This is a genomic window from Sphingomonas sp. 66-10 (assembly GCF_001897045.1).
Classification (GTDB): domain Bacteria; phylum Pseudomonadota; class Alphaproteobacteria; order Sphingomonadales; family Sphingomonadaceae; genus Sphingomonas; species Sphingomonas lycopersici.
Genome location: NZ_MKRR01000028.1, coordinates 2,390 through 15,103 on the forward strand (window position 1 = coordinate 2,390; position 12,714 = coordinate 15,103).

A 12,714-nucleotide genomic window follows, 5' to 3' on the forward strand; every position below is an offset into this window, starting at 1 on the left:
CGTCCAGACCCTGAACGCCGCCTTGGCCCAGCAGTGTCTTCTGAATAGCGACCGGCATGGCACCTTCGCGCTCGAAGCGGGTCGTATCGTAGAAGATTTCGGCGGCCTTGGCCCCCTTAAGGCAGTTGGTCTTTTTCAGCAGGAAACGGGATTCAAAAGCGTTTGCGCCTAGGCGCTGGCACTGCCTGGAGATGAACCGATAGGGATCGGCGAGGAGAGAAAGGGTTTCGTCCGGGCCTTTCGTGTGTGGTGTCTTAGGCATGACCGGTCCGGTGATTGTTGGGTCTCCTTTGATTAACTCGGAGGAATATCACGGGTTGCAGGCTCACGACAGGTGACGAACGAGGACGATCAGGGCGGAGCAGGCGCGGCCGAGGCGTTCGAGGCCATGCGCGGCGAGCTGGCGCTGCGCCGTGGAGGGCTTGGCGGCCGAGCGCGGCGATCGACATACCCGACCATACCGAGACGCTTGGCGTGCTCCAGCAGAACGTGAACACGGCAGGCGAGAACGTCGCGCGCATCGGCCAATTCCTGAAAGCGGCCCCGGCGCTGGCGATGACGCCGGAGCAGATGGCGCAGCGCATCGCCGCGGCGGGCAGCGCCGCCCGGCGCGAGGATCAGGCGGCGCTCGCCAAGGCGGGCGAGGACAAGGCCCGCATCATGGCCGATCTTCGCGCCATCGCCGGGTCCGCATGGACACGCGCCGACCAGAAGAATCGGCAGCTATGGTTTGCCCTGGGTGGGGTGGCGGCCGGCATCCTCGCATGGGCGATCGTGCCGGGCCTGGTCGCGCGCGAGATCGCACCGGCGAGCTGGCAATGGCCCGAGCGCATGGCGGCGCGGACGCTCGACTTGCCCCGCTGGGAAGCCGGGCAGCGTATGATCCAGAGCGCCAGTCCCACCGCGTTCCGCGCCATCGTCGGGGCCGACAGGATCGTGACGGCCAACCGCGCGGCGATCGAGGGGTGCGGCAAAGCCGCAGCGCGAAACGCGTGAAACGGTGCGACGCACGATCACGCTCAAGTGGAGTAAAAGTTAGCCGCGCAAGTTATTCAGCCAAGCGTTCGATGATCGGACAATCAGGCCGATCATCGCCATGACAGGCTTGGGCGAGCCCGGTAAGCGAGCGGCGCATGGCGTCCAAGACGCGGACCTTGCGGCCCAGTTCGGCAGCGCGGGCTTCCGCCAGCGTCTTCACTTCCGCGCTCGACCGATCGCGATCCGACCACAGCCCCAGCAGCGTGCGGATTTCCTCGATCGGGAACCCCAGGTCGCGCGCGTTGGCGATAAATCGCAGCCGATGAACGTCAGCGTCGGCGTAGTCCCGGTAGTTCCCGCGCCGTGGCGGCGCGGGCACCAAACCAATCTTTTCATAGTGGCGGATCATGCGTTGGGAGACGCCGCTGGCGTCCGACGCCGCTCCGATGTTCACAGCTTTACCGCGTTGAGCCGCAGTGCGTTCAGGACCACGGTGAAGGACGAGAGCGCCATCGCTGCACCGGCCAGCATCGGCGACAGCAGGATACCGGCAACCGGGTAAAGCACGCCGGCCGCAACCGGCACGCCGATTCCGTTGAACAAGAACGAGAAGAACAGGTTTTGGCGGATATTTCGCATCGTCGCGCGAGCGAGCTTGCGGGCGCGCACGATCGCCGAGAGATCGCCGCGCGTGAGCGTCATGCCGGCGCTTTCGATCGCCACGTCTGTTCCCGTTCCCATCGCCAAGCCGACATCCGCGGCGGCGAGCGCCGGGGCGTCGTTGATCCCATCGCCCGCCATTGCGACCCTTGCGCCGCTCGCTTTCAGCTCGCCGATGATACGCGCCTTGTCTTCCGGCAGCAGATCGGCGCGCACGTCATCAAGACCGCCCACGGCGCGCGCGACAGCATCGGCCGTCCCACGATTGTCGCCGGTGAGCATGACGACCCGCAGGCCCTCCTTGCGAAGCGCGGCAATAGCGTCGCGCGCCGATGCGCGCACCGGATCGGCGACTGCGAGCAGACCGGCGAGCGCCCCGTCGATCGCGACGAGGATGATGCCCGCGCCTTCGCCACGGTGACGATCGGCCGCGGCGTCGACCGGCTTGAGATCAGCGCCGATCCGGCTCATTTGCACCGCATTGCCAATCACGACCGAGCGGCCGCCCACCGTGGCGCTGACACCCAGCCCGGTTTGCGAGGCAAAGTCCGCGACTGTGCCGAGCTGCAATCCTCGTTCTTTGGCGGCAACGACGATTGCGTGCGCGAGCGGATGTTCGGATTGGCCTTCGACGGCCGCGGCAAGCGCGAGCATGTCGTTCTCTCCGACCGCGCTGACCGTCTCGACCGCGATCAGCTTGGGCTTGCCTTCCGTGAGCGTACCCGTCTTGTCGATGACAAGGGTATCGACCTTTTCCAGCCCCTGTAAGGCTTCCGCGTTCTTCACCAGCACGCCGGCCTGAGCGCCGCGTCCCGTGCCGACCATGATCGACATGGGCGTGGCGAGCCCGAGCGCGCACGGGCAGGCGATCACCAGCACTGCGATGGCGTTAAGCAGGGCATGGCCCATGCGCGGCTCAGGGCCGACCAGCGACCAAGTGATGAAGGTCGCAATCGAGATCAGCACGACGAGCGGCACGAACCATCCTGAAACCCGATCGGCGACCGCCTGTATCGGGGCGCGGCTTCGCTGCGCTTCCGCGACCATGCGGACGATACGCGCGAGCATCGTGTCCGAACCAACCGCGCGGGCTTCCATCACCAGGCTGCCCGTCCCGTTGACGGTGCCCCCGGTAACGATCGCCTCGACTTCCTTGAGGACCGGCGCGGGTTCGCCGGTGAGCATGGCTTCGTCGACCGACGAACGACCCTCGACCACGACGCCATCGACCGGGATGGCTTCACCGGGGCGGACCCGCAGCCGGTCACCGGTTGCCACGTCGGCAAGCCCGACTTCTTCTTCAGAACCGTCAGGCTGCAAGCGTTGCGCCGTCTTGGGGGCGAGATCCATGAGAGCGCGGATCGCGCGCCCTGTCGCCGCCCTAGCGCGCAGTTCGAGCACTTGCCCGAGCAGCACCAGTGTCACCACGACGCCGGCCGCCTCGTAATAGACGGGAACCATGCTCCCATGCGTGCGGAAGGTCGCTGGGAAGATGCCCGGCGCGAGCGTCGCGACCACGCTATAGAGGAAGGCGGCACCTACGCCGATCGCGATCAGTGTGAACATATTGAGATGGCGGGTACGAAGCGATGTCCACCCCCGCTCGAAAAACGGCCAGCCCGCCCACAGCACGATCGGCGCGGTGAGTGCGAGCTGGACCCAAGGCGAGGCCGCAGGGCTAACCACATGCAGGCCTAACATTTCCGCGAACATCGAGACGACGAGCAGCGGGATCGTGAGCGCGCCCGCCACCCACAGTCGGCGCGTGAAGTCGACCAGCTCAGGGTTGGGAGTATCGTCGAGCGACGGTTCTTCGGGTTCGAGCGCCATGCCGCAGATTGGGCAAGTTCCCGGCCCTTCCTGGCGAATTTGCGGGTGCATCGGGCACGTCCACATCGCCCCCGGCGTCGCCATCGGCTCCGGTTTCGGCTTATCGCTCAGATAGGCGTCAGGATTGGCGACAAACTTGCTCCGGCACCCTGCGCTACAGAAATGATAGGCATGACCAGCGTGCTCGGCATGGTGTGTCGTTTTTGCGGGATCGACCGTCATGCCGCACACCGCGTCGATCACTGCTGCTGCGGCATCGTTGTCCTTACTGCCCGAGCAGCAGCCGCCCGCTTCGGTGTGATGATGTTCGTGCTCGATCTTTGCGGGAGCGGCCGAGCCGCCCCCGCAACAGGATGAGGGCGTGGAGACCGATTCAGGCGCAGGCTTCGAACAGCCGCAACGCCCGGCTTGGGAATGGTAATGAGGGTCGTTCATGGCAAGACTCCTTCGACCCGAGAGCATGTAGGGTATGACACCGTGTTAGGGTCAAGGCCCTGTCGGCACCGCTGGCCTGTATGTTGAATCTACGCGCGGGAGCGGCGTTGCCCTCATATTGCGGGGGCCAGCTCTACACCCTCGACGCCATAAGGGCCGCAGCTTAGGTCTATTACTAGCTCGCCAAACGCGGGCCGGGGGCAATCGGGGACATATGGCAGCGCAGATCGACAGTCTTTCTACTGGCACCGACCATGACGGCCTGGTGCGCCGCTTAATTGCCCGCTGGCGTGACGATCAGGGCGCGACCTATCGGAGCTGGTTTCTTTGGGACGAGCGGTTGAAGAACTTCCGATCAATCCGGCGCGGCATCACCCAGGTTGTCGGCGAGATCGAGCGCGGCACGTTCGGCGTCGCCTACCGCGGATCGTCGCTCGAAACCGTCGTCCATTCCGTCGCCGAGCAGCGGCAAATCTTCAAGGGCGCGGACCATGCGTTCCTCTGGAAGCCGAAGCTCCGCATCCCCGACATTTACGAGAGCCCCGACAATCAGCGCGCGTTCGGCCGCTTGCTCGACGCCTGTTCCTGTTGCGACACGGCCGAGGAGATCATCAGCCATATCCACGCGATCGACCGTTTGAAGATCAAGGGGCTGGGTCCGGCGGTCGCCAACCTCCTCTACTTCCTTCACCCGACGCTGGTGCCGCCCTTCAACACCGCAATCGTTAAGGGCTACAACGCGCTGACGGGGGCGAATGTGAAGCTCGGGAGCTGGGAGCATTTTCTGGCGATGCGGACCGGCATCCTCGATCTCAACGACCGCTTCCGCGAGCTGCTATCGAATGATTTAGGCGCGATCGGCGGTCTGTTGTTCGACATCGGCTCCGATCGCTATCCGGCTCCGCCCCTCGACGTGAGCGGCGCGACGCTGGCGAGCTGGGGGCAGCGGCTTGAGGCGGCGCGCGAGGAAGCGCGCACGCTCAGCAAGGCCGCTCAGCGCGAGGGCGAGAACGAGCGCACCCATACCGAAATCCAGGCATGGCTTCGCGATCTAGGGTTGGCGCTCGGCTATGACGTATGGATCGCCGCGAACGACCGCAGCCGCGCCTTCGACGGATCACCCTTGGGCGCAGGATGCCTTGAGCGCCTGCCCGACACGATCGCGACGTCGAAGGGCGCTGACTCGATCCGGCTGATCGACGTGCTGTGGCTTGAGAAGGCCGGCGATCATGTCGCCGCGGCGTTCGAGGTGGAGCATTCGACCTCGATCTATTCGGGCATCGTCAGGATGCTCGACCTGGCCTTGAGCGGTGGCGACCTTCACGCGACCGCGGGGCTGTTCCTTGTCGCGCCCGACGCGCGCGAGACGGACGTTCGCGCGCAGTTGCAGCGGCCCGCGTTCAGCCGCGTAGCCGACCTCGACATATCCTACCTGCCCTATGGCGAGCTGGAGAAGAACCGGGAGGCCATCGCGCGGTTCGGATCGGGACTGAAAGCGATCAAGGCCGTTTCCAGCAAGCTCGCCTAGCCCGCTCCGCGCAAGGGATGATCCGGAGAGCCGCGTATCCTCTAGCATGTAGAGGAGTGCTGCCGTGACGATGCCATCCCCGGCCCCCTGGCTCGACGCCGTGCTGATCGGGTGGTTCGTGCTGACCGCCCTTTCGGTCGCTTACGTCGCGTGGGATGCCTTCACCCGCAACCCCGAGCTGCGCGTGATGAAATGGGGGTGGCTGTTGGTCACGCTCTATGGTGGCCCGATCATGGCCGCGGCCTATGTCCTGTCCTGCCAGGAGCCGGCGAACGAGCGGCACGAGGATTTCGTTCGACCGCTCTGGAAGCAGGCGTTCGGCTCGGCCATCCATTGCATGGCGGGCGATGCAACCGGCGTCATCGCCGCAGCCGCGATCACCACGGCGCTCGGCCTGCCGATGTGGCAGGACGTGATCGCGGAATATGTGTTCGGCTTCGCGTTCGGACTGCTGATTTTCCAGGCGCTTTTCATGCGCGACATGGCGGGCGGTTCCTATTGGGGCGCGCTTCGCATGTCGTTCATCCCCGAATGGCTGTCGATGAATGCCGTCATGGCCGGCATGATCCCGACGATGGTGGTGTTGATGAGCCGCGACATGGCCGCGATGCACGCCAGCTCGCTCCGCTTTTGGGGCGTCATGTCGCTGGCGACACTCGTCGGGTTCGCAGTCGCCTATCCGATCAACCTTTGGCTGGTTGGCGTGCGCTTGAAGCACGGCATGGGCACGGTGCGCGCGCTGGGGCATGGCGGACACGAAGTCGGCGCGGACCGGCAATCGGCCACGCCGATGCCGGACATGGGACACGACGCAATGGCAGGGATGAGCGGCATGGCGGCCGGCGCGCGCGTGACCGGACCTCAGATCGCCGCAATGACAGTGTTGACGCTCATCATGCTTGGCGCGGGCATCATCGTTGCGACGCTGTTCGGTCGGTGGGCCATGTAACTTGCCGCGAACGACGGAGATCGCGGCAAGGGGTGATCGCGCGGCGCGCGTATCTAGGAACAGGCGGGGGCTCATACGGAGATAATGCGATGCACCAGATCGACCCCGGCATGAAGGCGTGCATGGACGCCTGCCACGAATGCCATGTGACCTGTCTTCACATGGCGATGAACCATTGCCTCGAAATGGGCGGCCAGCACGCCGCGCCCGAGCATATGAAGATCATGGCCGACTGCGCGCAAATTTGCGCGGTTGCGATCGACTTCATGGCGCGCAAGTCCGCCCACCATCAGCATATCTGCCGCGAGTGTGCCGAGATCTGCCGGGCTTGCGCAGCGAGCTGCGAGGCCCTGGGCGGCATGGAGGATTGCGTGGCAGCGTGCCGGAAGTGCGCCGATTCCTGCGATCGGATGGCGGCATAGCGGGGCTTGCGCGGGCGGTCGCCCGCCCGCGCAGCTATCTGCATATCAACGGCCCATGCTCGCGATCACAGCGAACAGCTCGGCCGTGAACTTGGTCAGGAGCTCGGTCGCTGCGCTCCCGAAAATCACCAAACATACGCCTAGCGCGATCAGCTTAGGCACGAAGCTCAGCGTCTGTTCGCTAATCGACGTCGCCGCCTGGATGATGCTGATTATCAGCCCGACGATCATCATCGGCACGAGCAGCACCACGCAGATCAGGCCGGCCACGGCCAGCATCCTCCCCGTCTCGTCGAGCAGGATCGACTGATCCATCAGGCGCGGCCCCGTGAACGGCCGGGGACCGCGAGGGCTCCCCGGCCGCGCATCACATCGCCGATGCAGGCGGCGCGAGCGTCCCGAGCCAGGCGATCAGCCCGAGAACCGCGATGACACAGGCGGTTTCGATCGCCAGACTTGTCCGCAGCGCGCCGAGGGCGCCCTTGTGATCGTCCGCTGCGATCGACCGCTCGAATGCCGGCGTGAGCCGGAAGCGGTTGAGCGAGGCGAGCCCTAGCATGGCGACGAACAGCGCCAGCTTTGCGATCAGGAGCTGACCATAGAGCGTCGCAGGAAGCGTGGCGAGGTTGCCGATCCCGACCAGCATCCAGCCGTTGACCAGGCCGGTGACGAGGATCGTGCCGACCACAACCGTCCCGATCGCGCCGAACCCGTGCAGCGCGCGGTGCGTCAGCCCCAGATGCGCCGCGTCTACGCGCGCCGCGGGTCGGGAGACGAGCAGGAGCAGCCCCAGTAGTGCGCCAACCCAAGCGCCCGAGGCGATCAGATGGAGAATGTCGACGATGAGGTGGACCCAGCCCATCACGGCTTCGTCCATCGCGCCGTGTCCGGTCCACGCCAGCGTTGCGAGTGCCACGGCCGAGCAGAGCGCGACGATGCTCAGCCAGATGCCGCGCCCGCCCGCGACCAGCGCTGCCAGCGCCGCGAGGGCCACCATGACCATGCGCAGCTTCCATGCTGCTCCGATCGCAGAGCCGGTGAGCAGCGCGCCGACTGCTTCACGGTCGATCGGCCAGGCCGGCGTTCCGGCCATTGAGGAGGCCATCAGCACGACCCAGGCGCCTGAAAACAACAGGCTCAGGCCAGCGCTGGCGATGAACCAGGGACGCAGCGCGAGCGCGTCGCCGCGCTCGCGCGCCCGCAGCCCATAAAGGCTGAATGCGGCAAGGCCGAACAGCGCAGCCAGCGTCACGTAGAGCGCGAAGCGGACGCCGATAAGCGACCAGTCCCCCATCGCCTCACTTCACCGCGAAGACGTAGGTTCCTGCGACCTTGTGGGTGTCGGTCGAGACGACATTCCACGCGACGCTATACCGACCCGATGGGAGCGGCGATTTCGGGGTGATGACGAGGGTCCGGCCATCGGACGAGAGCGCGGAGGCGCTGGCCATCTTCATGGCTGCCATGCCGGGCATCGCTGCCATCGTGAGATCGGCCTTGGAGAAGGCTGGCATCAGCTTCTCGCTGAAATGAAGTTCGATACGAGCGGGCTTCGCGACCGTCGCATTGGCGGCCGGCGATGCCGACACCAGCTTAGGATGGGCGTTCGCCGTTCCGGCGAACATGACGAGAGCGGCAGCAGCAGTCAGAACGGATAGGCGGCGCATAGGGGGCCTTTCGACAGGAGGGTTCCTGTCCTTCATTACGCGCCCCGATCGACCACCCCTCACGGATGGATTTGAGGGATGGGCGCGTCGCTTGCGTAATCCATGCTAGAGGGGTGGAGTGAACGACATGGACCTCGACGCAGTATTGATGAGGCTGGCGCAAGCACCCGTGCCCGCGAGCCTTGATGGCATGGAAGATCGCGTGCTGGCGCGGGTCGCCGCACGTCCAGCGGCGCGCGCCGGCTTAGGCGTTGGGGCAATGACGATCGCTGCGGCGCTCGTCATGGGCATCTTCGGTGCCGGTGTGCCCGCGAAGGAAGCCAGCGCGGCTTCGCTATCGCCCTTGGGGCCGGTGTCGCCGCTCGCGCCCTCCACGCTGCTCGTCGGCGTGCAATGAGCGGCCGCATCCGCCTTCTGCTTGGCATTGTCGCGTGCTTCATCGCCGCGATCATCGGTGTGTTCGTGGGGCGGGCGCTACTTCCGCCACGTGCCCAGCCCGGCTCGGAGCTGCACGACGTGCTGCATCATAAGCTGGCGCTGGACGCCAACCAGGAAGCGCGACTTGAAGTGCTGGAGCAGCGTTTCGCCGTGCAGCGGCGCGCATTCGAGCTGGAATTGCGGGCGAACAATGCCCGGCTCGCTGAAGCGATCGAGGCCGAGCATGGCAACGGGCCGCGCGTCGCCGCAGCGGTCGACCAGAGCCACGCCGTCATGGGCGAGCTCCAGAAAGCGACGCTGGCGCACATCTTCGCCATGCGCCAGCTCTTGCGGCCCAATCAGACCGGCCAGTTCGATCAGGCCGTGGTGAAGGCGCTCACCGACGACGCACGTTGAGGTTCGGCGCGTGAGCCTCGACTGGACCACGCTTACGGACGGCGAGCTGGCGACCCTCAGCATCGCCGGGCGCGAAGCCGCCTTCGCCGAGATCATGCGCCGCCATCGGCAGTCAATCTTCCGCATGGTGCGCGCGTGCGTCGGCGAGGCCGACGAGGCGCTGGACCTTCTGCAGGAGACCTTCGTCGCGGCGCATCAGGCCCTGCCCCGCTACGACGGCGATCGATCGATGCGCGCGTGGCTATCGACGATCGCGATCAACAAGTGCCGCGATTGGGGGCGCAAGCGCACCGTGCGGCGCTTTCTGGCGTTCGCCGCACCGATCGGCCCGGAAGCCGAAGCCATTGCAGACGACCAGGTGGCGATCGACGACGCGACGGGCGACCGACAGGAACTCGACCGCGTGACGCGCGCCATTGCGGGCTTGCCGACCGCATTGAAGGAATCCTTGGTGCTGCGCACGATCGAGGGGTTGAGCCAGGCTGAAACCGCGGCAGTGTTGTCGATCAGCGAAAAGGCGGTAGAAACCCGCCTCTATCGCGCGCGATCGAAGTTGCTGGAGCGATTGGGCGGGCGCTGAGGGATAGCGCCCTGAGCTGCGTATCAAGGCTAGAGGGACACTCCCGTTCGAGAGCCTTGAGGACCGTATGAGCCGCACTATCGATCGCCGCCAGATGCTTCGCGGCGCCGCCCTTGCTGGCGGTGGCATGGCGCTGACCGCCTATATGCCCGCGTGGGCGCAGCCTGTCTCGGGCGGGATCGTCAAACCGCTGCCGACCGTCTCGGGCACTGACATCGCGCTGACGATCGACAGTTTCAGACTTCCCGTCGACGGCAAGTCGACGCCCGCAATCGGCGTCAACGGCACGGTGCCGGCCCCTCTCATTCGCTTGAAGGAGGGGCAAAAGGTCCGCCTCTCCGTCACCAACAATCTCGACGAGGACAGTTCGATCCACTGGCATGGGCTGCTCGTGCCGTTCGCGATGGACGGCGTGCCCGGCATCAGCTTCCCCGGCATCAAGGCGCGCTCGACCTTCATCTACGAGTTCCCGATCATCCAGTCGGGCACCTACTGGTATCACAGCCATTCCGGCGAGCAGGAGCAGGGCGGACTTTACGGGCCGATCGTGATCGACCCGGCCGGTGCCGATCCGATCGCGTTCGACCGCGAGCATGTGATCGTGCTGTCCGACCACAGCCAGATGACCGGCGAGCAGATTTTCCGGAAGCTGAAGCAGATGGGCGGCGCCTATTTCAACTATCAGCGGCCGACCCTCGCGGGCTTGCTCGCGGGTCGGGAAATGCCGCTCAAGGACCGGATCGAGTGGGGAAAGATGCGAATGGACCCCGCCGACATCGCCGACGTCACCGGCTCGACCTATACCTTCCTGGTCAACGGCTACGGGCCGTATGACAACTGGACGGGGCTGTTCAAGCCGGGCGAGCGGGTCCGCTTGCGGATCATCAACGCCGCGGCGCAGACCAACTTCAACGTCCGCATCCCCGACCTGCCGATGACCGTCGTGCAGGCCGATGGGCAGAATGTCCGTCCGGTGAAGATCGACGAGTTCCAGATCGGCGTTGCCGAGACGTTCGACGTGATCGTGACGCCCGAGGACCGGGCCTACAGCTTCGTCTCCGAGGCTATCGATCGCTCCGGCATGGGCCGGGCGACGCTCGCCCCGCGTGAGGGGATGGTCGCCCCGGTCCCGCCGCTTCGTCCGCGCACGCTGCTGACCATGACCGATATGGGCATGGACATGGGGAGCATGGGCGGGATGCAGGGCATGTCCGGCATGAAGGACGAGAGCCCGGTCGCCACGCGCGGGCCGGACCCCACCTTGATGCAGAACGCCTCGCGCAATCTTTGGAAGCTGACGGGCTGGAAGGGGCCGACCGATCACGGGACGGTCGCGGCAGGCGCAGCGATGGCGGGCATGTCCGGCATGTCGGGCATGGACCACAGCCAGATGGGCGGCGCTGTAATGCCCGGGATGGACCATAGCCAAATGGCAGCGGGCGGTGCTGGCATGGCCGGCATGGACCATAGTGCCATGTCGGGCGGATCGGGCCAGGCTGGCGGCATGGCCGGGATGGACCACGGGTCGGGTGGCGGCATGAACATGAACATGCGCGACCCGAAGAATGCGCCGGGCGTGAAGATGGGGCCGGGCGTGCAGACCATCTCCCCGATGCCGAAGGACCGTAGCGGTGAACCGCCCCAGGGTCTGGAGGGCCTGGATCACCGCGTCCTCACCTATCGCGACCTCGTTTCGCTCGCGCCCAACCCCGACGTGCGCGCGCCGTCGCGTCAGTTCGAGATCCATCTGACCGGTAACATGGAGCGCTACATGTGGGGCTTCGACGGGCAGAAGCTGAGCGATCCCGCCGACCCCATCCCGTTCCGCAAAGGCGAGCGGGCGCGGGTGACGTTGGTCAACGATACGATGATGCCGCACCCCATCCATCTCCACGGCCATTTCTTCGAGCTGGTGACGGGGCACGGCAATCATGCGCCGCGCAAGCACACCGTCAACGTGCCGCCTGGAGGCAAGATGACCTTTGATCTGACCGCCGATGCACCCGGCGATTGGGCGTTCCACTGTCACAATCTCTACCACATGACCGCAGGCATGATGCGCGTCGTCACCGTTCGCCCGTTCGCGGGAGAGGCGGCATGAACCGGCTGACCGCGGCGCTCGCCGCCGCCACCATGCTCGGCATCGCCGGTCCTGTCGCCGCTCAGTCGATGCAGGGCATGGATCATTCGGCAATGCCGGGCATGACCATGCCGATGCCTGCGAAAAAGAAGCCGGTGGTGAAGCCCACGGCCAAAGGCAAGCCGGCCAAGACTAGGTCAGCTCCTGCGAGGCGACCATCAGCTTCGACGACGAAACGCCGCGCCGCGCCAACGGCCGGCATGAATGGTATGGATCACGGGACCATGCCGGGCATGGATCACTCGTCTATGCCCGGCATGGACCATGCGGCTCCGCAGGGCTCACAGCAGGGCATGGAAGCCATGCCGGGGATGCAGATGCCCGGAAACGGCCAAACGGTCCCTCAGGGCTCCCAGCAGCCGATGCAGGGCATGGACCATTCGGCGATGCCGGGGATGACCATGCCAGCCGACCAGCACAGCGGCCACGACATGCAGGGCATGTCGGGAATGGCCGGAATGCCAGGCATGGCGGCCGATGGGGTGCAGCAGACTGGCACCGCGCTTCCCGCAGGAAACGCCCCCGCCCCGCCCCTGCCGACCGACCATGCGGCCGACAGCGTTTACGGCGCGGACGCGATGGCGATGGGTCGCCATCACCTTCAGCAGCATCACGGCGGTCAAAACTTCAGCCAGGTGCTATTGAACCTCGCTGAGTATCAATTCCGCAACGGTCGTGACGGCTATCGCTG

The 12,714-nt window shown here is 65.8% G+C and carries 13 protein-coding genes and 2 pseudogenes; 9 read left to right on the forward strand and 6 right to left on the reverse strand.

The window, feature by feature from the left end:
• A pseudogene (locus tag BGN95_RS03430) lies at positions 1-262 on the reverse strand (cytochrome P450); the annotation flags it as partial.
• Positions 263-474: 212 nt separating this feature from the next.
• Here BGN95_RS03430 and BGN95_RS03435 point away from each other — a divergent pair.
• Positions 475-996, forward strand: coding sequence for a DUF6118 family protein (locus tag BGN95_RS03435; RefSeq protein ID WP_017980796.1), 522 nt, complete (start codon positions 475-477; stop codon positions 994-996).
• A gap of 52 nt (positions 997-1,048) precedes the next feature.
• On the opposite strand, the gene cueR is transcribed toward BGN95_RS03435, so the two are convergent.
• Together cueR and BGN95_RS03445 are read right to left on the reverse strand one after the other, a co-directional pair.
• Positions 1,049-1,432: a Cu(I)-responsive transcriptional regulator gene (gene cueR / locus BGN95_RS03440; RefSeq protein WP_017980795.1), complete on the reverse strand. Its 384-nt coding sequence runs from the start codon at positions 1,430-1,432 to the stop codon at positions 1,049-1,051.
• Positions 1,429-3,786 carry a heavy metal translocating P-type ATPase gene (locus tag BGN95_RS03445; protein ID WP_390901610.1) on the reverse strand — a complete coding sequence of 786 codons (2,358 nt, stop codon included), beginning with the start codon at positions 3,784-3,786 and terminating at the stop codon, positions 1,429-1,431. Before BGN95_RS03445 ends, cueR begins: the two co-directional genes overlap by 4 nt.
• 331 nt (positions 3,787-4,117) lie before the next feature.
• Here BGN95_RS03445 and BGN95_RS03450 point away from each other — a divergent pair, with 331 nt between their 5' ends.
• The 3 genes from BGN95_RS03450 to BGN95_RS03460 all read left to right on the forward strand — a co-directional run bounded on the left by BGN95_RS03450 (position 4,118) and on the right by BGN95_RS03460 (position 6,802).
• Positions 4,118-5,431 (forward strand): type II restriction enzyme NmeDI-related protein, encoded by a 1,314-nt coding sequence (locus BGN95_RS03450; protein WP_017980793.1) that lies wholly within the window; start codon positions 4,118-4,120, stop codon positions 5,429-5,431.
• A gap of 118 nt (positions 5,432-5,549) precedes the next feature.
• A complete protein-coding gene (locus BGN95_RS03455; protein ID WP_226341938.1) occupies positions 5,550-6,380 on the forward strand; it encodes a DUF4396 domain-containing protein in 831 nt (276 codons plus the stop codon).
• 89 nt (positions 6,381-6,469) lie between these two features.
• Complete coding sequence (locus BGN95_RS03460) at positions 6,470-6,802, forward strand: four-helix bundle copper-binding protein (RefSeq protein ID WP_017980791.1); 333 nt, start codon at positions 6,470-6,472, stop codon at positions 6,800-6,802.
• A 45-nt stretch (positions 6,803-6,847) separates the two neighbouring features.
• On the opposite strand, the gene BGN95_RS03465 is transcribed toward BGN95_RS03460, so the two are convergent.
• The 3 genes from BGN95_RS03465 to copC are packed head-to-tail and all read right to left on the reverse strand — an operon-like array spanning position 6,848 to position 8,469.
• A complete protein-coding gene (locus BGN95_RS03465; protein WP_017980790.1) occupies positions 6,848-7,117 on the reverse strand; it encodes a flagellar biosynthetic protein FliQ in 270 nt (89 codons plus the stop codon).
• Positions 7,118-7,169: 52 nt separating this feature from the next.
• Entirely contained in the window at positions 7,170-8,096 is a 927-nt protein-coding gene (gene copD / locus BGN95_RS03470) for a copper homeostasis membrane protein CopD (protein WP_017980789.1), read from the reverse strand.
• Between the two features lie 4 nt (positions 8,097-8,100).
• Positions 8,101-8,469 carry a copper homeostasis periplasmic binding protein CopC gene (gene copC / locus BGN95_RS03475; RefSeq protein WP_020486671.1) on the reverse strand — a complete coding sequence of 123 codons (369 nt, stop codon included), beginning with the start codon at positions 8,467-8,469 and terminating at the stop codon, positions 8,101-8,103.
• Positions 8,470-8,596: 127 nt separating this feature from the next.
• Between copC and BGN95_RS03480 the strand changes: the two genes are divergently transcribed.
• The 5 genes and pseudogenes from BGN95_RS03480 to BGN95_RS03500 all read left to right on the forward strand — a co-directional run.
• Positions 8,597-8,866 (forward strand): hypothetical protein, encoded by a 270-nt coding sequence (locus BGN95_RS03480; RefSeq protein ID WP_020486670.1) that lies wholly within the window; start codon positions 8,597-8,599, stop codon positions 8,864-8,866.
• Positions 8,863-9,303: a periplasmic heavy metal sensor gene (locus BGN95_RS03485; RefSeq protein WP_017980786.1), complete on the forward strand. Its 441-nt coding sequence runs from the start codon at positions 8,863-8,865 to the stop codon at positions 9,301-9,303. The genes BGN95_RS03480 and BGN95_RS03485 overlap by 4 nt, the downstream gene beginning before the upstream one ends.
• 10 nt (positions 9,304-9,313) lie before the next feature.
• Positions 9,314-9,883, forward strand: coding sequence for an RNA polymerase sigma factor (locus BGN95_RS03490; protein ID WP_018251214.1), 570 nt, complete (start codon positions 9,314-9,316; stop codon positions 9,881-9,883).
• A gap of 67 nt (positions 9,884-9,950) precedes the next feature.
• Positions 9,951-11,984, forward strand: a complete 2,034-nt coding sequence (locus tag BGN95_RS03495) for a copper resistance system multicopper oxidase (RefSeq protein WP_018251213.1) — start codon at positions 9,951-9,953, stop codon at positions 11,982-11,984.
• Positions 11,981-12,714: pseudogene (locus BGN95_RS03500) on the forward strand (copper resistance protein B); the annotation flags it as partial. The gene BGN95_RS03495 and the pseudogene BGN95_RS03500, both read left to right, overlap by 4 nt.